Genomic DNA, 24,998 nt, shown 5'->3' on the forward strand with positions numbered 1-24,998 from the left:
GTCCCTCCTTTTACTGCGCCTGAACGCGCAGCTCAGCAGCGCTGCGACTTTGGTGGCCTAATAAGGTATTTACATCCGCGGCTTTTGGCTTGACGAGGTAAAAGCGATGTACCCAAGCGTCAAAGTCATCGAGCAGCTGCTGTGCACGATCTGAGCCGGTCAGCTCGAAATGCTGGGCTATCAGGCCACGAAGGTGCTCTTGATGGATAGTCAAAGCCTCCAGCGACAGGGCTTCAACCAACTCAGGGTTAATGCGACCATTAAAGTCCCCCTCTTCATCGAGCACGTACGCGAAGCCACCGGTCATCCCGGCGCCAAAGTTGACCCCAGTGCGACCGAGAATGGCCACAATGCCTCCCGTCATGTATTCACATGCATTGTCGCCCGCGCCTTCCACGATGGCATGGACGCCAGAGTTACGCACGGCAAAACGTTCACCGGCTTTACCCGCTGCAAACAATTTACCGCCCGTCGCACCGTATAAGCAGGTGTTACCCATGATGGTAGATTCGTGACTGGCAAATGCTGAGCCGACGGGGGGACGGATTACAATTTGTCCACCGCTCATGCCTTTACCCACGTAGTCGTTGGCATCGCCAATAAGGGTGATGTTCACCCCTGCGGCATTCCATACCCCGAGAGATTGCCCCGCGGTGCCTTGCAGCTGCACATCCAGCGGGTTGGCGGCCATGCCCGCATTGCCATAACGCTTAGCAATCGCCCCTGACAAGCTAGCACCGACTGAACGGTCGGTATTTCGGACAGATTTGTAGATGCTGGCACTGTGGTTGGCGGCAATGGCTTCACCCAATTCACCGAGTAGCGCTTGGTTTAGCTCGGCTTTATCAAACGGCGTGTTCGGCTCACTGCAATATAAGGTCTTACCTGGCCAAGGTGTCGGTGCCTCGAGAATGTGGCTCAAGTCGAGTTTCAGTTGCTTGGCTGTAAAGCCATCAACTGCCTCAAGGAGATCCGTTCGACCAATCAGATCGGTGAGCTTCTCGACCCCTAGTTCGGCTAGCAGCTCGCGCACTTCTTCACCTAGGCCTTTGAAGAAGTTCATCACTTGCTCGGGGAGGCCTTTAAAGTATTCACTACGCAAGGTTTCGTCCTGAGTAGCGACACCGGTGGCACAGTTATTGAGGTGGCAAATACGAAGGTATTTACAGCCAAGTGCGACCATTGGCGCGGTGCCAAAGCCAAAGCTTTCTGCCCCCAAGATAGCCGCTTTGACGATGTCTAACCCCGTTTTTAGACCACCGTCGACTTGTAAGCGGATCTTATGGCGTAAGCCGTTTTCAACCAGTGCTTGCTGGGTTTCAGCAAGACCCAACTCCCATGGGCTGCCGGCATATTTAACCGAGGTGAGCGGGCTCGCGCCTGTTCCACCGTCGTACCCTGAGATCGTAATCAGGTCGGCATATGCTTTGGCGACCCCAGTGGCAATGGTGCCAACACCGGGTTCTGAAACCAGTTTGACCGAAACCATTGCTTGCGGGTTCACTTGTTTTAAATCGAAGATCAGCTGTGCCAAGTCTTCAATCGAATAAATATCGTGGTGCGGTGGGGGCGAAATTAAGGTCACGCCTGGGACGGAGAAACGCAGTTTAGCAATTTCTGCTGTCACCTTATGGCCTGGCAGTTGCCCGCCTTCACCCGGTTTGGCACCTTGAGCAACCTTGATTTGCAGCACATCCGCATTGGTCAGGTAGTGCGGAGTAACGCCAAAGCGCCCGGATGCAATCTGCTTGATGCGTGAATTGCGCTCGCTATTGAAACGACGAGGATCTTCGCCCCCTTCGCCCGAGTTTGAGTGTCCGCCGAGACGGTTCATGGCGATGGCCAGCGCTTCGTGTGCTTCCGGGCTCAAGGCTCCGATAGACATCGCCGCCGAATCAAAGCGTTTGAACAGTTCCGTTGCCGGCTCAACGCGCTCGAGCGCAACCGGTGAGGCCGCTTTTTTCAGTTGCATTAAATCGCGCAAGGTCGCCACAGGACGCTCGTTCACGGTTTTGGCGTAGGTCTTGTAATCCATGGCCTCGCCGGAGCGCACCGCGCTTTGCAAGTTGGTCACCACATCTGGGTTATACGCGTGGTATTCGCCATCGTGGACATACTTAAGCAGACCGCCATGTTCAAGCGGTTTACGCTTGATCCATGCCCGACGAGATAGGTTGACCAAGTCTTGTTGGAAATCATCAAAGTTGGCACCTTGAATACGGCTGGCTACGCCTTTGAAACAAAGCTCAATCACATCTTGGTGTAAGCCGACCGCCTCGAATAGCTGTGAGCAGCGGTAAGAGGCGATGGTCGAAATCCCCATTTTTGACATGATCTTGTAAAGGCCTTTATTAATCCCGTTACGGAAATTGACCATCACATCGCGATACGGCTTATCGACGGCGCCGATATCTACCAAGTTCGCCAATGTTTCATAGGCTAAGTAAGGATAAACCGCCGTGGCACCAAACCCGAGTAATACCGCAAACTGGTGCGGGTCGCGAGCGCTGCCGGTTTCGATAATGATGTTGGCGTCACAGCGCAGGTTTTGGTTCACTAAGCGTTTTTGTACTGCACCAACCGCCATGGCGGCGGGAATAGGGAGCTTGTCTTTATTGATGCTGCGGTCAGACAGCACCACCAAGACGGTTCCATCACGCACACAGCGCTCGGCTTCATCGCATAAATCTAAGATAGCTTGGTGAAGATCTTTCTCATTTGGATCGTAATTAATATCCAAAATGCTGTTGCGATAATAGGTATCGTCTAACTCGAGCAACTGGACCAAATCTGAGAACAAGAGGACAGGCGATTTAAACGCCACTCGCTCAGCGTGACCGTCGGTTTCGCAGAATACGTTCATTTCACGGCCAATACAGGTGGCCAGTGACATCACGTGGTTTTCACGCAGCGGATCAATCGGCGGGTTCGTCACCTGGGCAAATTTTTGCCGGAAATAATCGCTCACACAGCGCGGGCGTGATGATAAAACGGCCATCGGCGTATCATCGCCCATAGAGCCGGTAGCCTCTTGGCCAATATCCCCGAGCACTTTGATGACCTGGTCGACTTCCTCATTCGACATCCCAAACAGCTTTTGATAGGTCTTAAGCTGGGCGTCTTTGAGGTTGCGACTGCCTTCGCTGGTGTCAGGGTCTAAGTCTTCAAAGGGGGTGAGACGACGTACGTGTTGATCCAGCCATTCACGGTACGGGTGGCGACTTTTCAGTTCGTTATCGATTTCACCCGAATGCCAAATTTTACCCTCGCGGGTGTCGATCACTAACAGCTCACCCGGGCCGACCCGGCCTTTTTCTGACACTTCGTCAGGGGCGTAATCCCAGATGCCTATCTCGGAGGCGAGCGTAATAAACTTGTCTTTGGTAACCACATAGCGCGCTGGGCGCAGGCCGTTGCGGTCAAGATTACAGGCCGCATAGCGGCCATCTGACATAACGATCCCCGCAGGTCCGTCCCAAGGCTCCATATGCATGGAGTTGAAGTCATAAAACGCCCGGAGTTCGTCATCCATATCTGGGTGGTTTTGCCACGCGGGCGGAACCAGCAGACGCATGGCTCGGAATAAGTCCATCCCGCCGGCGAGAAAGACTTCCATCATGTTGTCGAGGCTTGAGGAATCAGATCCTGATTCATTCACAAACGGCGCGGCTTGATGCAAGTCGGGTAATAAAGGGGAGTTAAACTTGTATGCACGTGTGCGTGCCCACTGACGGTTGCCCTCAATGGTGTTGATCTCACCGTTGTGGGCGAGATACCTAAAGGGTTGGGCGAGCGGCCAGCGTGGCTGCGTATTGGTACTGAAACGCTGGTGGAACAAACAAATTGATGACTCTAAGCGCAGATCCGCGAGATCGGTATAAAAGCGTGGTAGATCCGCAGGCATACACAAACCTTTGTAAACAATGGTTTGTGTGGATAGGCTGGTGACATAAAAGTCGGCATCGTCCGCCAAGGCTTTTTCTGCACGGCGGCGCGCGATATACAGGCGTCGCTCTAAATCGCGTGCGCGCCAGCCTGCTGGGCCATTGATAAACACTTGTTCAATGACGGGCTGAGACTGTTTGGCGATATCCCCGAGTACGTCTGGGTTGGTCGGTACTGTCCGCCATCCCACCACTGAGAGGGTTTCAGCGTTGATTTCTTGCTCGAAGCGTTGTTTGGCTTGTTGGGCTTTTGCCGGATCGGCACTGAGAAAAATCATGCCCACCGCGTATAGGCGGCTCAGCTTCCATTGATTTTGCTCGGCAATAAGGCGGAAAAAGCGGTCGGGCTTTTGCAGCAGCAGTCCACAACCATCGCCTGTCTTGCCGTCAGAGTTGATACCACCTCGGTGGGTCATGCGGTCAAGTGCAGCGATGGCGGTACGAACCAGTTTGTGGCTTGGCTCCCCTTCTTGATGGGCGATAAGGCCAAAACCACAGTTATCTTTTTCCAACATTGGGTTGTACAGCGACATTGCAATTCTCCCTTGCTACTGCGTTACGCGCAGTGATTGCATTTATTGTCGTGATCCTCCTGACCACTCTGAACAGCTTCGCTTTGTGATTGTGCGCTCGTTATGTTGTGATTTTTTAACGAGAAAAGAGGGTGATTTAGTCCCTAACTCACTGTTTTATAGATGGATTGACAGAGAATGCACGGGCAAAGCGCTATTCAGCGACCTTCCAAATTAACGGCAAACCTTGCAAAGGTCAAATTTTTATATGCATTCTTTATGCATGACAATCAAAGTTCGCCATGATTATAACTAACTGATATTAAACTGTTTTATACGCTTTTTTTGATAAATAATATCTATTCGCAATTATGCTATTTTGTTAAATAATTATTAAATAAAAGGCGAATTCGAGTAGATATTCTAGCTTTGATAACAAATAAAGAAGGGTGCGTTATATGCTTCCTTTTTCATAGCAAAAAGCACTGTCAATTGATGTAATAAAATAACAAATGATATTCGTAAAGCTGTGAACAGGACAATCACGCGTTCTATCAAAACTGTGGCAGAATACGTCGCCGGTGAGGTAGTGCGTGATACGATCAGGGACAGCAATAGGGCAGACAGGAGTGGCATGGCGTTTTTTAGTTTTAGCTTGGTTTTAGTGTTAGGCGCTTTACTTGGCTACGGTTGGCGCGCGCGTCGAGCGACACTGGCGTTATCCGACTGGCGGGTGTATATGGCCGGATTAGACACGCCACATGCGATTGTCACGGCCGATGATGGCGATATCTTGTATGCCAATGCACCTTGTGTGGAGTCTTTTTCGCTGGTGGGCAGCCACAACCGCTTTAAAACCGCCAACGAGAAACAGCAGCAAGCTGTTCGTGCATTTATGGTATCTCGGCGTTGGCCTCAGCCATTTTCTAACGTTGAAGCCAAAGTGAGAGCGCCGGGGGCTAATCGAGTGCGGGTTAAGGTGACCTTGTCGGGCTTGCCGATCCGCTGTCGCGGCAAACGTGCTTGGCTCATTTCATTTTCTGCGTCCGAATCCAATACTCAATGGCACCTACAACAACAAGAACAAGGTGTGCTTTTAAGCGTGATTAATTCCTTGGCGGAGCTCGTATGCTTTCAGGATGTTGAGGGAAATGTGGTGGGCACTAACGCCGCCTTTGATCGCTTCTGGCAGGGGCGTGAGCAGGAGGCTGTGCTTTGGCAAGCCGGTGAGCCGCTCTCTGAGCCGCGAACCGTGCGTACCTGGGCGACACAACACCACGATGAGAGTTGCTTATTAGAAACAAATATCACGACGCTGAAAAATGACAAGCAGGAAGTGATAGGCACATTGAGTATCAGCCATGATGTAACCAATTGGCACCAGATGCAGGAGCGGTTACAAAAAGAAGCACAACAGCGTCATTCGGTTGAGCAAGTGCTGGAGCAACGAAGTAATTTGCTCAGTGCAATCTTCCAAGCCAGCGTCGACCCTATCGGGATATTTGACCAAGACTATTACCACCTTGCTTGTAACCAAGCCTATGCAGACGCGCTTGGCACCACCATCGACGCCCTTGAAAATGCACCAGCGCAACATGTGGTGGACCCAGACATTTTTGACCAACACAAAGCGCGCGATAAGCAAGTGTTAGAAAGTGGCGAGACCGTGACGTATGAAGATGTCATTTTAACGGACACGGGCGAGCAAACTTGGTATGAAGTGACGAAATCGCGCATTCAAGATCCGGTGACGTTGGCGCCGGCTGTGCTGTTGATGGCGCGGGATATTACCGAGCGCAAAGAGACACAGCAGCAGTTAGCCGACGCTATCATGGCGCTGCAAGATTTGAGCTTTGTCGATAGCTTAACGCAGGTTGCCAATCGACGTCGTCTTGACGAACAATTGAGCGTATTGTGGCGCTCGCATGTGAGAGAGCGTACGCCACTTGCCTTTATTCTCTGTGATATTGACCATTTCAAGCTGTATAACGACTACTATGGTCACCAACAAGGGGACTGGGCGTTACAGACAGTCGCTGACGCCTTAAAATCGTCTGTGCATCGTCCGATGGATATGGTGGCGCGCTATGGCGGAGAAGAGTTTGCGATCGTATTACCGCAAACAGACATTAATGGTGCCATGGATGTTGCCGAGCGAGCACGACAGGCTGTACTGGCGGCTGATATCGAACACTTAGATGGTACGCCGAATGGACGGCTTACGATGAGCCTGGGAGTAGCTTGTGTGACGCCAGCGCCGGAGCAGGACTATGGTGATTTAGTCCAATACGCTGATCGTGCTCTCTATCAAGCCAAACATCATGGCCGAAATCGTGTGAGTGTGGAGCATGGCAGCGCCCACTCACGCCCATCAAACGCTCCGCGAGCCTCGGTCGCTGAGTCTATTCACTTTGAACCTGGCGGTTAATAAGCCTTTATGAAACAACTGAAAGTCCTTGCCCAATACTATGTCGATTTGTTGGTCAAACTAGGGATTGTGCGCTTTAGCATGTTACTCGCCCTGGCGTTAGTGGCGCTGGCTGTTGTGGTCCAAGTGGGGATCACCTTGGTCCTTGAGGGCACGGTTCAAAACATTGATATCATCCGATCGATTTTCTTTGGCCTCATTATCACGCCGTGGGCGGTCTACTTTTTGTCAGTGGTGGTTGATCAGCTGGAAGAATCACGTCAGCGGCTCTCTAAGTTGGTCTCGAAGCTAGAAGAGATGCGTGCGCGAGATATGCGCCTTAACCGCCAATTGACCGAAAACATTGAGCAACTCAATTCTGAAATTGAAGAGCGTGAGAAGGCTGAGAATGCCCGCCAACAAGCGATTAAAGATCTAGAAAACGAAGTTTATCAGCGTGAAAAAGCCCAGCTTGAGCTAGCAGAGCAAACCGCGCTACTGCGCTCTTTTATCGATGCGTCTCCGGATTTGATTTATTACCGCAATGCTGATGGCCAGTTCTCGGGCTGTAACCGCGCGATGGAAGAGCTAACGGGTTATGACGAGAAAACGCTCAAAGGGCTGACACCTTGGGATGTCTATCGCGAAGATATTGCTGAAAAAGTGGTAGAAACCGATCAGCAAGTCTTTGACGCCAATGTGTCGATAACCTATGAGCAATGGCTTGAATATCAAGACGGGCGTAAAGCGTATTTTGAATTACGCAAAGTGCCTTTCTTTGCCCGAGATGGTCGGCACCTTGGGCTACTTGGTTTTGGCCGTGAAATTACCGAGCGTAAGCGCTACCAAGATGCGCTGGAAAAAGCGAGTCGAGAAAAAACCGCGTTTATCTCGACCATTAGTCATGAATTGCGCACCCCGCTCAATGGGATTGTTGGCTTAAGCCGTATGCTGCTGGAGTCAAATCTGGATGATAAGCAACGTAATTATCTGCGTACCATTTATGTCAGTGCAATCACGCTGGGCAATATTTTTAACGACATCATTGATTTAGATAAATCTGATCGCAAGCGTCTTTCTCTGCACCCCACGAGTGTGGATTTAAATGAATTTGTCAGCGAAATCGAGAATATTTCAGAGTTGATGGCCGAGCAAAAGGGCTTACGCTTTGAGCTTGAGCGAGTAACCGAACTCCCTGACTATGTGGCGGTTGATACGACGCGGCTGCGACAAATTCTATGGAACCTCGTCGGTAACGCGGTCAAATTTACCAAGCAAGGCTGTGTGATTATTACCGTCAGTGCTGATGTGACAGGCGACCATGCCGATTTGTGTTTCGAAGTCGAAGACAGTGGTATCGGGATCCCCGCTGATGAACAAGACAAGATTTTTGCCATGTATTACCAAGTGAAACAGGCAGGGGAAAATCTGCACGCTGTAGGTACAGGGATTGGCTTGGCGGTATCGCGCAAATTGGCGCGTTTGATGGATGGCGACATTACCCTCGACAGTGAAGAGGGTGAGGGCAGTACCTTTACGGTTACACTCCGTGTACCGCTGAGCGAGCCTGGAGAAGCCGAGACTCCGGCATTGACGCCTGTGGAGAATACGTTACGTATCTTATTGGTAGAGGATATTGAACTTAATATTACGGTGGCCACCAGTTTATTGGAAAGTCTGGGGCATCAGGTGACCGTTGCGCGTGATGGGCAATCGGCTTTAGATGTGTTCTCGCCGGATGCTTTCGATCTTGCGTTGCTCGACATTCAATTGCCCGATATGACCGGGTTTGATATCGCCGCTAGCTGGCGAGAGCAGTATGCGCAATTGCCACCTTTGGTTGCCCTGACGGCTAATGTCATCAATGATAAAAACAGCTATCTCGCCAAAGGAATGGACGATGCCATCAGTAAACCCATTAGTGTGAGTGCGCTGAACCAGGTGATTGAACAATATGCGCTATCATCAACCACGCTGACTGACGTCGAGACAGCGGATACCCCTGCGCCCAGTCGTCCTATCGCGAATGAACAAGCAGAGAGATTACTTGATATGGATATGCTCACCGGTTATGTGGAGTTAGTGGGTATAGATCCTGTGAGGCAAAGCATTGAGATGTTTGAGTCAACCATGCCAGAGTATATTGCCATCCTCGACTCTAATATGACGGCAAGAGATCAAGAGGGTATTGTCTCTGAAGCGCATAAGATTAAAGGTGCAGCAGGATCGGTGGGGCTCAAGCATATTCAAAAAGTGGCGCAAAAAGCACAATCCCCCGAGCTCCCCGCGTGGTGGGAAAACATTGCTGATTGGATTGATGAAATCAAAGATGGTTATCAGCATGATTTGGATGTGCTAAAAGCTTGGTTAGATGAGCAAAAGTAACCATGGTTGGGGTGAGTCAACTCCCTGTCCATAAAGAGAAAAGGCGCCTAACCGGCGCCTTTTCTGTCTCTATTTGAATTCTGCGGGACATTCACCCCATCTTTCAAACAGGCAAGCTTATTGCTCTTCGATTTCACCGCAGAAACGATAACCTTCTCCGTGGATAGTGGCAATAATCTCCGGCGTATCACTGTGTGATTCAAAGTGTTTACGGATCCGGCGGATTGTCACATCTACGGTACGATCGTGCGGTTTAAGTTCACGGCCCGTCATTTTCTTTAGTAGCTCGGCACGCGTCTGAATTTTGCCTGGGTTTTCACAGAAGTGGAGCAGGGCGCGGAACTCAGAGCGAGGTAGCTTAAAGGTTTCCCCTTCAGGGTTGATCAGTGAGCGACTGTTGATGTCGAGCGTCCAGCCGTTAAAGACATACACGTCCACGTTACGCTTTTCTTCACTGTCGTTGACACTGCTCATTGCACGCGTGAGCAGGTTACGCGCACGGATGGTCAGTTCGCGTGGGTTGAAGGGCTTGGTAATGTAGTCGTCGGCACCGATTTCTAGTCCGAGAATTTTGTCGACTTCATTGTCGCGTCCAGTGAGGAACATTAGCGCCATGTCGCCTTGTTCACGCAGCTCGCGCGCGAGCAACAAGCCGTTTTTACCTGGCAAGTTAATGTCCATGATCACTAAGTGAACATGATGGTTAGACAGGACTTGATGCATTTCGTCGCCATCGCTGGCTTCAAACACATTGTAACCTTCCGCTTCAAAGATACTTTTCAGCGTGTTACGTGTGACCTGTTCATCTTCTACAATCAGAATTTGCGGGGTTTGCATTGGCGATACCTAATATCTAAATAGAATCCGGTTGCACTTCACAGTCTAGACGGCCTAGCCTGTGAAAAAAAATTACAAAAATGCGAGGAGTGTCTACCGTGAACCTCGCAACTAACATATGGCACGCCATCCATAGAGAAGTGTTCGTCGATGCTAGACAACGCACCGTGAGTTCCAGCTTAAGACGGGGCGTGGCAGTATGAGTGCACCACCAAGCCAATCACTCTGATATCCATTAATTACCGCCAATTGTATTCATTTAACAGCACGCTAACAATATATTAGGATAAGGGCTGATGATTTTTTTCATCCTTTATTGACCCCAATCAAAAGCATGTTAAATGTCAGCTAGCGATGTGGTTTAACTTAACTTCATGAATAACCGCGCATAATTAGTCAATAAGCATAGTATGAGTTACGAGCAGGTGTAAACAATGTGTGATCCTGATAGCCAGCAAGAATTGTGGAAAACTTACCAATCGATCGCGTTTCACGCCCCTCAAACGCCAGATGCCGAAGCATTTGCTATTCTTACCGCATTTAATCCGCGTAGCCAACCTTTATCTGAGAAAGAGAATCAATCGCGCAATGCACAGCTTGAAAACGCGATGACGCAGCAAGGAGTACGCTACTGGCCAATGAATGGCGGTGCGCCAGATGGGAGTTGGTATGAACCGGGGTTCGCGGTTGCTTTAGAAAAGGATGAGGCGATTGCTCTGGCGCAACAATGGGAGCAAAACGCTATCTATTGGGTAGAGGCGGACACGCTGTGGTTGTTACCAGTATTGATGAGCGAGTGCTCGCCGCAATCCTTGAATGTGCGATTTTCATCGTTATTTAATGTGGTAACCCCCTAGACATGCCCTCATTAATACCAAGGAGAAAAATCATGGACGATAAACTACCTGACTTATGTGATAACTACCCTGACGCGGTGCAATGGCTACCGATGCAATGGCATGATTATGGTGCTAAATCTTGTTTTGAAGGGCGGGTGCGTACGGTACGTTGCCATCACGATAACTCAAAAGTGAAAGCGATATTGGCAACCCCTGGTGAAGGGCAAGTGCTGGTGGTGGATGGCTCTGGTGCGATGGATAGAGCCTTACTGGGCGATCTTATCGCGCAAAGTGCGGTAGATAATGGTTGGGCTGGGGTCGTGATTGCCGGGCCTATTCGTGATGTGGCGACGTTGTCATCCTTGCCCATCGGCATTAAAGCGCTGGGTGTTTGCCCGATTAAAACGCAAAAACGGGACCAAGGTGAGGTTGATGTCGCGTTGGCGCTTGAAGGGGTACCAGTGATGGCGGGACATTATTTATACGCCGATTACAATGGCGTGGTGGTGTGTACAGAGCCATTGGCCAGCTGATCGAGCCCAAGAATTAAAAGTGTAGCCCAACTCCGAGTTGGTAGACCGACTCGGGAGACGCTTCTGGCCGAAACTCGACATCAAGCCCGGCATTGACATCAATCGACTCATTCAACTGGTAGCGACTGTTTACGCCCCATTGATTGATCAGGGTATCGTCATTGCCACGACTAATCTGGCTCGAGAGACGTAGCTTGTCGGTAAAACGGTATTCAATCCCGCTCAATAACCCCTGTTGCGTGGTGTGTCGGTCGTTTTCGCTTTTTACTTGGGTACCCATGTAAATCGACATATTGTTAAGCGGATAACGGTAGCCTGACTGAATAGTCCAACTGTCAAAGCCTTGCGTGGCTGACGGAATAGACTGGATAAAGAAATGATCAGGCGTTCCTTGTGGCGGTGTTTGCCAATCGAACGGATTAGCCCAAGCAGGTGCTGCCACAGCTTGTAAGACGAGGGCCAACAGTCCTAGTTGTTTTATGCTCAAATCCTGTGCCTCATTGTTCTTTTTAGGCTTAGCTCAGTCTTAGAAGTCGCTGATGCGCTGTGATCAGTGTAGACAAAAAATAGATACCGCTGCCGAATTTTGTCTCACTCCTCGCTCGTGGTGATGACGCTTGAAGACTAAGTCTGTCAATATGTTGACGATTCGCCACCATATTGGCGAATAAAGGCGATAAATCGTCAGTGTGCATTTAGCACACTACCATTGAGCAAATATCAGGCCGTTTTTGGCGACACACTGGTGTGATTCAAACGGTTTTCTTCACTATAGGGACGCACATCATGAAAATATCCTGCCTTTACCTGGCTTTGCAGTTGCTGCCAGTAACTGGCTTCAAATAACTCAGGGTGGAGGCGGTCAAATTCGTCGGCAACGGTGCGGTTAACCAGCAAGAAGGTACGAAACTCTTCCGGGAACACGTCATTTTCTCCCACGCTATACCAAGGCTCAGCGGCGAGTTCGTCCTCTGGATAGCGAGGCGGGGGAATACGGCGGAAATTTACCTCGGTGAGGTAAGCTATTTCATCGTAATCATAGAAAATGACCCGGTTGTGGCGACTGACGCCAAAGTTTTTAAACAGCATATCGCCGGCAAAGATATTGGCGGCGGCCAATTCTTTGAGTGCATCGCCATATTCTTGTACCGCTTGGGTAATGGCCTCAGGCTCTGCTTGTTCAAGGTAGAGGTTTAACGGGATCATGCGCCGTTCCATGTATAGGTGGCGAATGCGCACTTCGTTATCGGTGACGCTAACGCAAGACGGCGCAACCTCGAGGAGTTCGTCAATCAAGGCGTCGCTAAACCGGTCACGGGGAAAAATGAAGTTGCGATACTCTTGGGTATCAGCCATGCGCCCAACTCGATCGTGCTCTTTTACGAGGCGGTATTTTTCCCTGACTTGGGCGTGGGTCATTTGTTTTTGCGGCGCAAACTTGTCTTTGATGATTTTAAACACGAACCCATAAGAAGGCAGGGTAAACACTGACATCACCATTCCTTTTACCCCAGGGGCAATATCAAATAAATCATCCGAGTTATCTAGATGGTAGAGAAATTCGCGATATAGCTCGGTTTTACCATGTTTTTGACAACCGATAGCCGTGTAAAGCTCAGCGGGGGTTTTGTTGGGCATCAATTGATTAAGAAAGTCCACCAACGCCGCCGGGACAGGGGCATACACCATGAAATAAGAGCGAGCGAAACCAAACACAATGCTGACATCATCACTGTCGGTAATACAGGCATCGATGTACAGCTCTCCTTGTTCGGAAATCGCCAGCGGCAGCACCAAAGGCCGGCGCTGGTTAGCCATATCGAGCCGACCGATAAGGTAAGCGCCTTTGTTGCGGAAAAAAGGTTGGCGAACCATTTCGAGGGTAAAGCTCATGGTGAGCTGTGGGCCAAACCGTGCTTGGAGAATTTGCGTGATACGCTTGAGATCCCCGCTCTTATCTCGCCAAGGTAGCGTAAATGGTGTGCTATCTAACATGCGCTCTAGGGTGGCATAGATACCGGCTTGCGACTGAAAGCGCCTTAACAAGGGAGTGGGGTATTTAGGGATCCGCCCCCCTTGGGAGCTTTGTACGAACAGTTTATCGCGACGAATGTTGCGGTGTTCAAAAATCCGGCAGTAGACAGAGTTAAAGAAACTCTCCGCAATATCATAGCGTGGGTAGTCATCAAGTAGGGTGACGTAGGCCGCTTTCACCGCCATCAAAAAGGAGCGCGTCGCATGTTCTTTTCCCAGCATGGCCCCTAGCTGCTGGCTAACAAGACCAACGTGGTGGTCATAAAACTGAATTCGGGTTTTCAGTGCTTGCTGAACACTTTTCCAGTCTTGCTGCTCAAAGCGCTCCTGTGCGCCCGATGTGACATCGAGAAACCGGCCATACATAGCATCCGAGCCTTGTAGAATGGTATTTGCGACTAACTGCGCCATGGCTTCTTGGGTCATTCGCGCTCCTTGCGGTCTTGGTTGCTCCCTCGTTCAAGCTCGCAGAGTTTTGTTTAAAAAGCAATCAGGATCACTTTTTTGTTGACCTTGGCAACATGATTCGATACACCTAGAGAGAATCAAACAAAACAAATGATAAACGCAACACACATGCAACTAACGATCAGCACCCAGACCACCACAACCACCATTATTATTACTGGCACAACGTGTGTTGGTGCGGGCTGATACGCACAGAATTTCCAAAAAAGCCCGTACCTCCAAAGGTACGGGCTTTTTTTATCTTAAAGAGAGAGGTCCCAAACGGATGCGAGTTTTAAAATTTGGTGGCACGTCGCTTGCCGATGCCGAGCGCTTCAGTCGCGCAGCCGATATCATCGTCAGTAACCAAGGGCAGAGCGATGTGTCTGCCGTGTTATCCGCCCCCGCGAAAGTCACAAACATTCTAGTTTCTGTGGTCGAGAGCACGGTGAAGCACGGGGAAGCCGAATTGCCACTCAAAGAGCTTGAGCAGCTTTTCGTCGGCTTGTTCCATGGCCTTGCTGAGCGGCAGCCCAACCTTGAGACTCAGCCACTGTTCGATAAGTTAACTCGCAGCCTTGGCCAACTTCGTCAATATGTACATGGCATGAGCTTATTGGGCCTTTGTCCTGATAGCACTTATGCGCGCGTGGTCAGTAAAGGCGAGCGCTTATCGGTCGCCGCGATGCATGCTTTACTCGAGGCGCGCGGCTATGCAGTCTTTGATATCGATCCGGTCGAATACTTTGCCGCGTCGGGAAGTCATTTAAGTGCAGAAGTGGATATCGAAGCCTCCTCACAGCGCTTTAAACAATCACCCATCCCAGCCAAGCATATTGGCCTGATGCCAGGGTTTATGGCTGGCAATGACAACGGCGAACTGGTGACGTTAGGCCGCAATGGATCTGACTATTCGGCGGCGGTTCTCGCCGCTTGTGTACGCGCTGAGTGTTGCGAAATTTGGACGGATGTCGACGGTGTCTATAACTGTGACCCTCGGTTGGTGCCGGACGCGCGTTTGCTTAAGTCATTGAGCTATCAAGAAGCGATGGAGCTATCGTATTTTGGCGCAAAAGTGTTACACCCAAAAACCATTGCGCCAATCGCACGCTTCCATATTCCTTGTTTAATCAAAAACACCACCAATCCTCAGGCCGAAGGCACCTTAATTGGTGAAGACAGTGGTGAAGATAAACTGGCCATCAAAGGGATCACTACGTTAAGCGATCTGAGCATGGTTAACCTATCAGGCCCTGGTATGAAAGGCATGGTGGGGATGGCGTCACGCGTGTTTGGCGCGATGTCGTCGGCAGGGGTATCGATTGTATTGATCACTCAGTCTTCCTCTGAATACAGCATCAGCTTTTGTATTCAAAGCCAGGACAAAGCAAAAGCTGACAAGGTGCTGAGTAACCATTTTGAGCTTGAGCTGAAAGATGGCCTACTCGAGCCGGTCGAGTTTATTGATGATCTGTCGATTGTCTCTTTGGTGGGCGATGGCATGCGCACCTCGAAAGGGGTCGCGTCGCGCTTTTTCACCTCGTTGGCGGAAGTGAATGTTAATATCGTCGCCATTGCTCAAGGCTCCTCGGAACGTGCTATCTCTGCCGTTGTCCCTTCAGAGCGGGTCTCAGAAGCAGTCAAAGCCTGTCATGAAAACTTGTTTAATAGTCAACATCACTTGGATGTATTTATCGTTGGTGTTGGTGGTGTGGGTGGCGAGCTGATTGAGCAAATTCGCCGTCAGCAAGCCAAACTCAAGCAACAAGGCATTGTGATGCGAGTGTGTGGCCTAGCCAACAGCAAAGGGATGTGGTTAAACAGCCAAGGCATTGATCTTAATAGTTGGCGTGATGAGTTACCGAATCATCTATCGAGCTTTAGCTTGGCGGGCATGATCCAACTGGTTCAGCGTAATCACATTATTAACCCTGTATTGATTGATTGCACTGCCGATCAGCAGGTCGCCGATCAATATGCAGACTTTTTGCGTGCAGGCTTTCACGTGATCACCCCCAACAAGAAAGCCAATACCAGCAGCATGGCTTACTATCACCAACTGCGTCAGGCGGCGCGTGGGACCCACCGAAAGTTCATGTATGAGACCACGGTGGGGGCTGGCTTACCAGTTATTGAGAACCTACAGAACCTGATTGCAGCGGGGGATGAATTGTCACGTTTTTCTGGCATTTTATCGGGTTCGCTCTCGCATATTTTCGGGAAGCTGGATGAAGGTGCCAGCTTTAGTGACGCGACCAAGGTGGCGCGTGATAATGGTTTTACCGAACCGGATCCGCGGGACGATCTGTCGGGCATGGATGTGGCACGTAAACTCTTGATTTTGGCTCGTGAAGCCGGCATGGAGCTCGAACTTGACGATGTCGAGGTCGAGCCAGCGCTTCCGCCTGGCTTTGATCAGTCTGGCGATGTTGAAAGTTTCATGGCCCGCTTGCCTCAAGCCGATGCGTACTTTAAACAATGGTCAGAGGAAGCCGCCAAAGAAGGTAAAGTTTTGCGGTATATCGGTGGTATTGAAGACGGGCGCTGCTTTGTCAAAATCCAAGCCGTATCCGACGATGACCCGATGAATAAGATTAAAGAGGGTGAGAACGCATTGGCCTTCTATAGCCGTTATTATCAGCCAATTCCATTGGTACTGCGCGGCTATGGCGCGGGAACAGCCGTGACCGCTGCTGGGGTGTTTGCGGACTTAATGCGTACCCTGGGTTGGAAGTTAGGAGTTTAGTCATGGCTGTCCGTGTTTATGCGCCTGCCTCTATTGGCAATGTGAGCGTAGGGTTCGATGTGCTGGGCGCCGCGGTGAGCCCGGTTGATGGGAGCTTACTGGGTGATGTGGTGGAAGTGGCTGACGGTGGAAATCATGCGTTTTCATTGCGCTGCCAAGGCCGCTTTACTGATAAGCTGCCCTCTAATGAGCAGGACAACATTGTCTATAAGGCTTACTTGGCCTACGTCGAGGCGCTAAAAGCTAACCACCTCTCTGTGAAGCCGGTGGCGATGGTACTGGAAAAAAATATGCCCATAGGATCAGGGCTTGGTTCCAGTGCATGCTCGATCGTTGCCGCGCTCGATGCCCTTAATCGTTTTCATGACGATGCGCTTGATGAGACCACCATGTTAACGCTCATGGGGGAAATGGAAGCGTCCATATCTGGCAGCTTACACTATGACAATGTCGCGCCGTGTTACCTGGGTGGTTTGCAGCTTATGTTGGAAAGCCAAGGGGTAATTAGTCAGGCGGTGCCACACTTTGAAAACTGGTATTGGGTGATGGCTTACCCGGGCATCAAAGTGTCGACCGCAGAGGCGCGTACCATCTTGCCCGCCCAGTATCGTCGGCAAGATGTGATCGCTCATGGTCGCTACCTCGGCGGCTTTATTCACGCGTGCCACACCCAGCAGCCTCAACTGGCGGCGAGTTTAATTTGCGATGTGGTTGCTGAACCGTATCGGCAAAAACTGTTGCCGGGGTTTGTGGACGCTCGCGACTATGCGGCCAGCTGTGGTGCATTGGCGACAGGGATCTCGGGCTCAGGACCGACGCTATTTAGCATTTGTGATGATTTGCAGGTGGCAGAGCGGTTAGCGCAGTGGTTGCGCGAGCACTATGTACAAAATAATGATGGCTTTGTTCATGTATGTCGCATTGATGGACAGGGCGCGAAAGAAATAGGAAGTCAGGCATGAAGCTATACAACATCAAAGATCACAGTGAAACCGTGTCATTCTCGCAAGCTGTCCAGCAAGGGCTCGGTCGCGGCCAAGGGTTATTCTTTCCCGATAAGCTGCCGTATTTCGACGACATCGAGGCATTACTGGCCATGCCCTTGGTGGAGCGTAGTAGCGAGATTTTATCCGCGCTCATTGGCGATGAACTACCCAAAAGCCAAATCAGCGAACTGGTTAGTAATGCGTTTAGCTTTGCCGCGCCACTTGAACAAGTGGATGACCATATTCATGCGCTAGAGCTTTTCCATGGCCCGACACTGGCCTTTAAAGACTTTGGTGGCCGTTTTATGGCGCAGTCGCTAGCGGCGGTATCTGATGGCAAAAAGATCACCATCCTTACCGCAACGTCAGGGGACACGGGAGCCGCGGTCGCTCACGCGTTTTACGGCATTGATAATATCGACGTGGTTATCTTGTACCCGAAAGGCAAAATCAGCCCGCTGCAGGAAAAGCTTTTTTGCACCCTCGGAGGCAATATTCATACGGTCGCGATCAATGGCACCTTTGATGACTGCCAAAGTATGGTGAAACAAGCCTTTGATGATAGCGAGCTTCGTCAGACCATTGGCCTTAACTCGGCCAACTCCATCAACATTAGCCGCTTAATGGCACAGATTTGTTACTACTTCGAAGCGGTGGCGCAAATGCCTCCACACAAGCGAGACCAAGTGGTGATATCGGTGCCCAGTGGTAATTTTGGCAACCTCACTGCAGGCTTGCTTGCTAAAGCGATGGGACTGCCGATAAAGCGCTTTATCGCTGGCACCAATGCTAATGACACCGTGCCACGGTACCTCGATTCAGGCGAGTGGGCACCGCAGCAAACCATCGCCACGTTGTCCAACGCGATGGACGTGAGTCAGCCCAATAACTGGCCACGTATCGAAGAGCTTTTCCGCCGTGAGCAGTGGACGTTGAGTGAACTTGCCTCAGGGCGTGCTGACGATGAGGAAACGGCTGAGAGCTTAAAGTCACTCTCTCAGGCGGGCTACTTGTGTGAACCCCATGGTGCCATTGCATACCGATTGCTCGCGGAGCAGCTGAAAGAAGGGGAAGAGGGGATCTTCTTGTGCACGGCTCACCCGGCAAAATTTAAAGAGTCGGTCGACGCGATCCTCGGTAAAGATATTCCTCTTCCCGGGCCGCTGGCAAAGCATGCGCAAATGACGTTGCTTTCACGCGAGCAAGAGGCTGATTTCCAAACGCTAAGAGATTACTTGCTTGAAGTGAATGGGTAAGGCCTAGCCACAGATTACCATTATTAATACAAAAACAGCCCGCGATTGCGGGCTGTTTGATTTGATACACAGTCTGGTTAGCGTTGGTTGAACGGCTATAGAGAGCTGGTAAAAGTACGGGTGATCACGTCGCGCTGTTGCTCAGGGGTCAGTGAGTTAAAGCGAACCGCATAGCCAGAGACACGGATCGTTAGCTGTGGGTACTTCTCTGGGTGTTTAGCCGCATCTTCCAGTGTCTCACGCTTTAGTACGTTGACATTAAGGTGCTGGCCGCCTTCGTTGATGGCTTGTGTTTCGATATTCACTTCGCGGTAATCGAATTCACCCAAAGAAGATAGGGCAACTTCCTGATCCGCTTCAAAGCCTTGTTTGGCACAGACACAACGTGCTTGATCGGTGTCTTTATCGATCAGCCAAATAGAATTAACGAGTTCATCATTGGCCGCTGAGGTTACTTGAATACCAGTGATCATGGCCTATCCCCTTTTATGATAGTGACTATTATGATGTAAGATTTCATCATTTTGAGTGACTATATATACCCTTTATAGAGTGGGGTTTTATTGACATAAATCAATTTTATTTAACTCTTAACATTATGATATTTATCTTATATCAATCTTTGTCTATCTAATGTGTTTACTGTAGCACGCGCCCTCCGTCGATGCGATAGATGCCGCAGCGTTTTGGTTAAAAATGTGGTAATAAAATTACATATGAAAGTTTTAATGATGAGACAATGATGTGTGCGCGCTAATGAGGCAAATTTGCACCACGTGTGTTCACCTTTTGGCACAAGTTAATACGGAACTTATGTAAGGTATTGATTGTTTTTGTTTTTTAAAGTTGGCATCAATATTTCATAGGGAAAGATGAATCCGCAATGATGAGGAATGCCCCATGATCAAGACAACGATAACGCGTGCTAGCTTGCCGACCCCTAACCGCGCAGTACAAGGTCGCTGTCAGCGCCACTACCATTCACACACCGAGCGAACAAAAGATCGCGCCACACACTGATTTTGCCTCGCTGCCTCGTTAGAATAGCGCCAGTGTGATGAAAAGGAGCAACCATGACTCAGGCGCAAACGTGGCAGCAGGTGCTGGCTGGTGAGAAACAACAAGATTACTTTAGAGAAACCTTGGCCTATGTTGAGCAAGCACGTGCGAATGGCGTGACAGTTTTTCCGCCTAAGGAAGATGTGTTTAACGCCTTTCGCTATACTGAGCTGGGCGATGTAAAGGTGGTGATTCTGGGCCAAGACCCGTATCACGGGCCGCACCAAGCTCACGGATTGTGTTTTTCCGTGCTACCAGGTGTGAAGACACCACCGTCACTGGTCAATATTTACAAAGAGCTGGCGACCGATATTGAGGGCTTTACGACGCCTTCTCACGGTTATTTAAAAAGCTGGGCCGAACAAGGCGTGTTGTTGCTCAATACTGTGCTGACCGTGGAGCAAGGGAAGGCGCACTCCCACGCCAAACTTGGGTGGGAAACCTTTACGGATCGTGTCATTGAGGCCGTGAATCAGCAATGCCAAGGCGTGGTGTTCTTATTATGGGGCGCGCATGCCCAGAAAAAAGGCAAAGCGATTGACCGTCAGCGGCATCATGTACTCACCGCGCCTCACCCATCACCGCTATCCGCGCATCGTGGCTTTTTTGGTTGTCAGCATTTTTCACAAACCAATGCGCTGTTGCAAGCGCAGGGGAAAACCCCGATTGATTGGCAGCCTTATCTCGAGGCGGAGTAGTCGAAGTCGCTGAGGGATGATGAAAAAAAGGTGCTCAGTGAGCACCTTTTAGCAATCCTATGTTGAGGGTGAGTTAATCGAGGTCCAGTTGAGAGAAATCGCCAAAAATATCGATTTCTTCCAATTCTTTTTTAAGCCGCTGTTTGTCTTTCAGCGCTTCAATTTCTCTCCATTTACGTTTGACTGGTTTCGCGCGTCCGTTGCGTTGTGGCTTGTCTTGCTCGAACAAATCGTTAAAGGCAATGTTTTCCATAGTCACCTCTTTTTCACCTTGCGGTCAGTTTTTAAGTACCACAGCTTCCCCTAACGTAAAATTGAAGTATTTCTCATTTGTGGCAGTCCGATGAAGTTTTTATGAGACCACAATCACTGATTTTTAAAATGAGTGACGGTTGCCCCAGCCGTGATGGGTTTGAATTGACCTAGGAAGAGGTTCACGCGAAGATTGCGCCGCATTGCTCATTATCCTTACTTAACTACGACGAGGGACAGTCCATTGAGCCTACTCACTTTTATTAATGATCTGATTTGGGGCTCGGTACTCATTTATGTGCTCATCGGTGGTGGGATCTTTTTTACCTTGAAACTAGGAGGGATCCAGTTTCGCCACTTCTCTCATATGTTTTCGGTCATGCGTCATAGTAGACGTCGTGAGGGAAGCAGTATTTCGTCTTTTCAAGCCTTGTGTACTGGTCTTGCCGCTCGCGTGGGGACGGGGAACATGGCCGGGGTGGCGGTGGCTCTGTCTTTAGGTGGCCCGGGGGCGATCTTTTGGATGTGGCTAATGGCATTTCTCGGTATGGCGACTGCTTTTGCAGAGAGTACGCTGGCGCAAGTATATAAGGTACAGGATCCCGACGGCTATTTTCGCGGTGGTCCGGCCTATTACATGGAGCATGGGCTAGGTATGCGTTGGATGGGCGTACTTTTCTCAGTATTGCTGATCTTAGCATTTGGCCTAGTGTTTAATTCGGTGCAAGCCAACTCTATATCACAAGCGGCACAAGTGGCCTTTGCCTGGCCGCCTGCCTATGTGGGCGCAGGCTTAGTGCTGGTCAGCGGGTTGATTATTTATGGTGGCTTGCGCCAGATAGCGCGAACGGCCGAAGTGATCGTGCCCGTGATGGCACTACTGTATTTGTCGTTATCCTTGTATGTGGTCGTCACGCATCTTGAGCAGGTGCCTGCGGTATTCATGCTGGTAGTAGAGAGTGCATTTGGTCTTCACGAAGCGGCATCAGGAGCATTGGGTTACACCCTGGCACAGGGCATGATTCAAGGCATCAAGCGCGGCTTATTCTCGAATGAAGCGGGCATGGGGTCAGCGCCGAATGCCGCCGCTTCGGCGACGCCTTATCCGCCTCATCCCGTTTCCCAAGGTTATGTACAAATGCTCGGGGTGTTTGTCGATACTCTGGTGATTTGTACGGCAACGGTCGCGATCATTCTCTTGTCTGGGGAGTATATTCCCGGTGGCGAAATTACAGGGGTAGAGTTAACCCAGCGAGCCTTAAGTGCCCAAGTGGGTGATTGGGGGGAGCAGTTTGTCGCAGTCGCGATTTTCTTCTTCGCCTTTACCTCCATTATTGCCAATTATTCGTATGCAGAAACCAATTTATTGTTTATTGATCACCGATGTCGACCGGCGTTGCCGTACTTTCGCGCGGTGGTTTTAGGGATGGTTATGTTTGGTGCGTTGGCAGAGCTGCCGTTGGTGTGGACACTCGCCGATGCGTCAATGGGGATGATGGCGCTGGTAAATATGATTGCGATCTTCTTGTTATCGGGCATCGTCAAGCGTCTCGCTCAGGATTATCACACCCAGCGTTCATTGGGTCGAGTACCTGTGTTTGATAGCCGCCGTTTCCCAGAGCTACACAGCCAACTGGACGATAAGGCGTGGCCGCTCCCTAAACGTTAAAGGCGAGAAAATAAGCCAGCCTGGCGGGCGGTCAGCGGTGGTTTTTTTATGCGGGAATGATAGGCTTAGCAAAAGATAAATAACAAAAGGGCGAGCAACATGCTGATAGTGGTTTCTCCTGCAAAAACCTTGGATTACGAAACGCCATTGCCGACAGACCGTTATACCCAACCTCAGCTCACTGAACACTCAGAGGCGTTGATTAGGGTTTGCCGCCAGCTGACGCCGGCAGACATTGCCTCGCTCATGAAAGTCAGTGATAAAATTGCCAGTCTAAACGCTGTTCGTTTTTCTGAATGGTCGCCAACCTTTACCCCAGAGAATGCACGACCTGCTGCACTCGCCTTTAAAGGTGATGTGTACACAGGGCTAGATGCGAATTCGATGTCTGAGCAAGACTTCGATTGGGCACAAGACCATTTTCGTATGTTATCTGGCTTGTATGGGCTATTGCGCCCGCTCGACTTGATGCAGCCCTACCGCTTAGAGATGGGCACCAAGTTGTCGACGCCACGCGGTGATAACCTCTATCAGTTCTGGGGAGATATCATCACAGAGGCGCTAAATAATGATTTGGCAGCGCAAGGTAGCCGGCTGTTGGTTAACCTTGCCTCCAATGAATACTTTAAAGCGGTCAACAAGAAGGTGCTCAAAGGCGACATCATTACGCCGGTGTTTAAAGATTATAAGAATGGTCAGTACAAGGTGATCAGCTTCTATGCCAAAAAAGCACGCGGGATGATGGCGCGGTATTTAATTGATCAGCGCGCGAGCTCAGTGGCGGACATTAAAGCGTTTGATGTGGCGGGATATTACTTCAGTGAAGCCGACTCGAAAGGCAATGAGCTCGTCTTTCTGCGCGACGAGCAATAAGCGTTGTCAGTAACAAAAAGCGAACAATAAAAAAGCCCCAGCAGGGGCTTTTTTATTTCTGGCACAAATCAGTGCAGGATCCGCGCGCGAATGGTGCCTTCGATGGCTTTAAGTTTTTTCAGTGCCTTGTAGGCATGATCGCTGTCTTCAACATCAATCACCACATAACCAATTTGCGACGATGTTTGTAAGTACTGTGCGGCGATATTGACGTCTTCGTCGGCAAAGGTGGTGTTGATTTTGGTCAGCACCCCCGGACGGTTAGCGTGAATATGCAGCAAGCGCGAGCGGCCTTTATGTTCTGGCAATGACACTTCAGGGAAGTTGACGCATGACAAGGTCGAACCGTTGTCGGAGTATTTAACCAATTTCCCTGCAACCTCTAGGCCAATGTTTTCCTGCGCTTCTTGGGTTGACCCACCAATATGCGGTGTGAGTAATGCATTATCAAACGCTTGTAGCGGAGAGCTGAATGCGTCTTTGTTGGTTTTTGGTTCAACCGGGAAAACATCGATTGCTGCCCCAGCCAAATGCTTGCTTTCTAGCGCGCCACATAGGGCATCGATGTCGACCACCGTGCCGCGTGAGGCATTAATAAAGATCGCCCCCGGCTTCATGCGGGCAAAGGCCTCGGCATCAATCATATTCTGCGTGCTTGGTGTCTCGGGGACATGAAGCGAGACAATATCACTGCGATTAAGCAGCTCTGTGAGCGAGTTAACTTGAATGGCGTTGCCCAAAGAGAGCTTATTATCAACATCATAATAATACACACGCATCCCTAAGTTTTCCGCCAAGATACTCAGCTGGGTGCCGATATGGCCATAGCCAATAATACCGAGCACCTTACCGCGAGCCTCAAAGGAGCGGTCAGCGGATTTTTGCCATTCACCGCGATGCGCTTTGGCATTTTTTTCGGGGATCCCGCGTAGGAGCAGCAGGATCTCACCCAAAACCAGCTCTGCGACACTGCGGGTGTTGGAGAAAGGTGCGTTAAAGACGGGAATTCCGCGCTTAGCCGCGGCATCAAGGTCGACTTGGTTGGTACCGATACAAAAGCAACCAACCGCCACCAGCTTCTTCGCTTTTGCAAAGACAGCTTCGGTCAACTGGGTGCGAGATCGTAACCCAACAAAGTGTGCGTCTTGAATGGCCTCTTCAAGATCCTCACCGGTGAGTGAGCCTTTGTGGTACTCGATGTTGGTGTACCCGGCCTGCTTGAACGCTTCAACTGCAGTCGGGTGGACGCCTTCGAGTAATAAGATTTTGATTTTATTCTTGTCCAGTGAATAGTGTGACATGCGGGCTGTTCTCTTCCTTAGAAACAATAATGGTAGCAATGTTGCGCCTGAGTGCCGGGGCGCATCGTACCTTATTCCCTCGCGTGGATGGCGAAGGGGAGTGGCGGTTGATTGACCTGGTCATTAGGTTGATCTTTTACGTCAAAAGACCGCAGGGCATGCGATGTGCCGGTATCAGAACAGTGACCAAGATAACAAAAATTCACATGTGGGGTAAGAA

17 protein-coding genes and 1 other annotated feature are annotated in these 24,998 nt (G+C 50.2%); of the genes, 10 read left to right on the plus strand and 7 right to left on the minus strand.

Annotation, left to right across the window (positions count from 1 at the left end; translation table 11 throughout):
* Positions 1-10 precede the first annotated feature (10 nt).
* Positions 11-4,477, minus strand: a complete 4,467-nt coding sequence (gene gltB / locus N8M53_RS02390) for a glutamate synthase large subunit (protein ID WP_269579345.1) — start codon at positions 4,475-4,477, stop codon at positions 11-13.
* Between the two features lie 613 nt (positions 4,478-5,090).
* On the opposite strand from gltB, the gene N8M53_RS02395 reads away from it, so the two are divergent.
* Together N8M53_RS02395 and arcB are read left to right on the plus strand one after the other, a co-directional pair.
* Complete coding sequence (locus tag N8M53_RS02395) at positions 5,091-6,884, plus strand: diguanylate cyclase (RefSeq protein WP_269579346.1); 1,794 nt, start codon at positions 5,091-5,093, stop codon at positions 6,882-6,884.
* Positions 6,885-6,893: 9 nt separating this feature from the next.
* Positions 6,894-9,248 carry an aerobic respiration two-component sensor histidine kinase ArcB gene (gene arcB / locus N8M53_RS02400; protein WP_269579347.1) on the plus strand — a complete coding sequence of 785 codons (2,355 nt, stop codon included), beginning with the start codon at positions 6,894-6,896 and terminating at the stop codon, positions 9,246-9,248.
* Positions 9,249-9,365: 117 nt separating this feature from the next.
* Here arcB and arcA read toward each other — a convergent pair whose 3' ends face one another.
* Positions 9,366-10,085 (minus strand): two-component system response regulator ArcA, encoded by a 720-nt coding sequence (arcA, locus tag N8M53_RS02405; protein ID WP_077771223.1) that lies wholly within the window; start codon positions 10,083-10,085, stop codon positions 9,366-9,368.
* A gap of 434 nt (positions 10,086-10,519) precedes the next feature.
* Between arcA and N8M53_RS02410 the strand changes: the two genes are divergently transcribed.
* Both N8M53_RS02410 and N8M53_RS02415 read left to right on the plus strand, forming a co-directional pair.
* Entirely contained in the window at positions 10,520-10,942 is a 423-nt protein-coding gene (locus tag N8M53_RS02410) for a DUF3293 domain-containing protein (protein WP_269579348.1), read from the plus strand.
* A 32-nt stretch (positions 10,943-10,974) separates the two neighbouring features.
* Positions 10,975-11,457 carry a putative 4-hydroxy-4-methyl-2-oxoglutarate aldolase gene (locus N8M53_RS02415; protein WP_269579349.1) on the plus strand — a complete coding sequence of 161 codons (483 nt, stop codon included), beginning with the start codon at positions 10,975-10,977 and terminating at the stop codon, positions 11,455-11,457.
* A gap of 13 nt (positions 11,458-11,470) precedes the next feature.
* On the opposite strand, the gene N8M53_RS02420 is transcribed toward N8M53_RS02415, so the two are convergent.
* Both N8M53_RS02420 and aceK read right to left on the minus strand, forming a co-directional pair.
* Positions 11,471-11,944 (minus strand): hypothetical protein, encoded by a 474-nt coding sequence (locus tag N8M53_RS02420; RefSeq protein ID WP_269579350.1) that lies wholly within the window; start codon positions 11,942-11,944, stop codon positions 11,471-11,473.
* Between the two features lie 233 nt (positions 11,945-12,177).
* On the minus strand, positions 12,178-13,917 hold the full coding sequence (gene aceK, locus N8M53_RS02425; protein WP_269579351.1) for a bifunctional isocitrate dehydrogenase kinase/phosphatase: 1,740 nt from the start codon (positions 13,915-13,917) through the stop codon (positions 12,178-12,180).
* 166 nt (positions 13,918-14,083) lie between these two features.
* Positions 14,084-14,200 (plus strand) — a sequence feature (Thr leader region).
* Positions 14,201-14,224: 24 nt separating this feature from the next.
* Between aceK and thrA the strand changes: the two genes are divergently transcribed.
* Genes thrA through thrC form a run of 3 tightly spaced genes read left to right on the plus strand, consistent with a single transcriptional unit; the run spans position 14,225 to position 18,926 of the window.
* The gene (gene thrA, locus N8M53_RS02430; protein WP_269579352.1) at positions 14,225-16,684 is read left to right on the plus strand and encodes a bifunctional aspartate kinase/homoserine dehydrogenase I; all 2,460 of its coding nucleotides are present in this window, start codon (positions 14,225-14,227) and stop codon (positions 16,682-16,684) included.
* Positions 16,685-16,686: 2 nt separating this feature from the next.
* Positions 16,687-17,646 (plus strand): homoserine kinase, encoded by a 960-nt coding sequence (gene thrB / locus N8M53_RS02435; RefSeq protein ID WP_269579353.1) that lies wholly within the window; start codon positions 16,687-16,689, stop codon positions 17,644-17,646.
* Complete coding sequence (gene thrC, locus N8M53_RS02440; protein ID WP_269579354.1) at positions 17,643-18,926, plus strand: threonine synthase; 1,284 nt, start codon at positions 17,643-17,645, stop codon at positions 18,924-18,926. Before thrB ends, thrC begins: the two co-directional genes overlap by 4 nt.
* Positions 18,927-19,021: 95 nt before the next feature.
* Here the strand turns inward: thrC and grcA are convergent, their stop codons facing one another.
* Entirely contained in the window at positions 19,022-19,399 is a 378-nt protein-coding gene (grcA, locus tag N8M53_RS02445) for an autonomous glycyl radical cofactor GrcA (RefSeq protein WP_077667334.1), read from the minus strand.
* 600 nt (positions 19,400-19,999) lie between these two features.
* Between grcA and ung the strand changes: the two genes are divergently transcribed.
* Positions 20,000-20,683 carry a uracil-DNA glycosylase gene (ung, locus tag N8M53_RS02450; RefSeq protein WP_269579355.1) on the plus strand — a complete coding sequence of 228 codons (684 nt, stop codon included), beginning with the start codon at positions 20,000-20,002 and terminating at the stop codon, positions 20,681-20,683.
* A gap of 73 nt (positions 20,684-20,756) precedes the next feature.
* On the opposite strand, the gene N8M53_RS02455 is transcribed toward ung, so the two are convergent.
* Positions 20,757-20,936, minus strand: a complete 180-nt coding sequence (locus tag N8M53_RS02455) for a DUF3545 family protein (protein WP_046074061.1) — start codon at positions 20,934-20,936, stop codon at positions 20,757-20,759.
* A gap of 243 nt (positions 20,937-21,179) precedes the next feature.
* Between N8M53_RS02455 and N8M53_RS02460 the strand changes: the two genes are divergently transcribed.
* Both N8M53_RS02460 and yaaA read left to right on the plus strand, forming a co-directional pair.
* Positions 21,180-22,604, plus strand: a complete 1,425-nt coding sequence (locus tag N8M53_RS02460) for an alanine/glycine:cation symporter family protein (protein ID WP_269579356.1) — start codon at positions 21,180-21,182, stop codon at positions 22,602-22,604.
* A 99-nt stretch (positions 22,605-22,703) separates the two neighbouring features.
* Positions 22,704-23,477, plus strand: a complete 774-nt coding sequence (yaaA, locus tag N8M53_RS02465) for a peroxide stress protein YaaA (protein WP_269579357.1) — start codon at positions 22,704-22,706, stop codon at positions 23,475-23,477.
* 68 nt (positions 23,478-23,545) lie between these two features.
* Here yaaA and serA read toward each other — a convergent pair whose 3' ends face one another.
* A complete protein-coding gene (serA, locus tag N8M53_RS02470) occupies positions 23,546-24,778 on the minus strand; it encodes a phosphoglycerate dehydrogenase (RefSeq protein WP_269579358.1) in 1,233 nt (410 codons plus the stop codon).
* Between the last annotated feature and the right edge of the window lie 220 nt (positions 24,779-24,998).

It is taken from the genome of Salinivibrio kushneri (genome assembly GCF_027286325.1).
Classification (GTDB): Bacteria; Pseudomonadota; Gammaproteobacteria; order Enterobacterales; family Vibrionaceae; genus Salinivibrio; species Salinivibrio kushneri_A.

What these genes read in the sequence shown, in the direction of transcription:
- aceK (WP_269579351.1), bottom strand. Translation starts at nt 13,917, where the DNA reads ATGACCCAAGAAGCCATGGCGCAGTTAGTCGCAAATACCATTCTACAA.
- N8M53_RS02455 (WP_046074061.1), bottom strand. Translation starts at nt 20,936, where the DNA reads ATGGAAAACATTGCCTTTAACGATTTGTTCGAGCAAGACAAGCCACAA.
- ung (WP_269579355.1), top strand. Translation starts at nt 20,000, where the DNA reads ATGACTCAGGCGCAAACGTGGCAGCAGGTGCTGGCTGGTGAGAAACAA.
- thrA (WP_269579352.1), top strand. Translation starts at nt 14,225, where the DNA reads ATGCGAGTTTTAAAATTTGGTGGCACGTCGCTTGCCGATGCCGAGCGC.
- arcA (WP_077771223.1), bottom strand. Translation starts at nt 10,085, where the DNA reads ATGCAAACCCCGCAAATTCTGATTGTAGAAGATGAACAGGTCACACGT.
- N8M53_RS02395 (WP_269579346.1), top strand. Translation starts at nt 5,091, where the DNA reads ATGGCGTTTTTTAGTTTTAGCTTGGTTTTAGTGTTAGGCGCTTTACTT.
- grcA (WP_077667334.1), bottom strand. Translation starts at nt 19,399, where the DNA reads ATGATCACTGGTATTCAAGTAACCTCAGCGGCCAATGATGAACTCGTT.
- arcB (WP_269579347.1), top strand. Translation starts at nt 6,894, where the DNA reads ATGAAACAACTGAAAGTCCTTGCCCAATACTATGTCGATTTGTTGGTC.
- yaaA (WP_269579357.1), top strand. Translation starts at nt 22,704, where the DNA reads ATGCTGATAGTGGTTTCTCCTGCAAAAACCTTGGATTACGAAACGCCA.
- thrB (WP_269579353.1), top strand. Translation starts at nt 16,687, where the DNA reads ATGGCTGTCCGTGTTTATGCGCCTGCCTCTATTGGCAATGTGAGCGTA.
- serA (WP_269579358.1), bottom strand. Translation starts at nt 24,778, where the DNA reads ATGTCACACTATTCACTGGACAAGAATAAAATCAAAATCTTATTACTC.
- thrC (WP_269579354.1), top strand. Translation starts at nt 17,643, where the DNA reads ATGAAGCTATACAACATCAAAGATCACAGTGAAACCGTGTCATTCTCG.
- N8M53_RS02415 (WP_269579349.1), top strand. Translation starts at nt 10,975, where the DNA reads ATGGACGATAAACTACCTGACTTATGTGATAACTACCCTGACGCGGTG.
- gltB (WP_269579345.1), bottom strand. Translation starts at nt 4,477, where the DNA reads ATGTCGCTGTACAACCCAATGTTGGAAAAAGATAACTGTGGTTTTGGC.
- N8M53_RS02410 (WP_269579348.1), top strand. Translation starts at nt 10,520, where the DNA reads ATGTGTGATCCTGATAGCCAGCAAGAATTGTGGAAAACTTACCAATCG.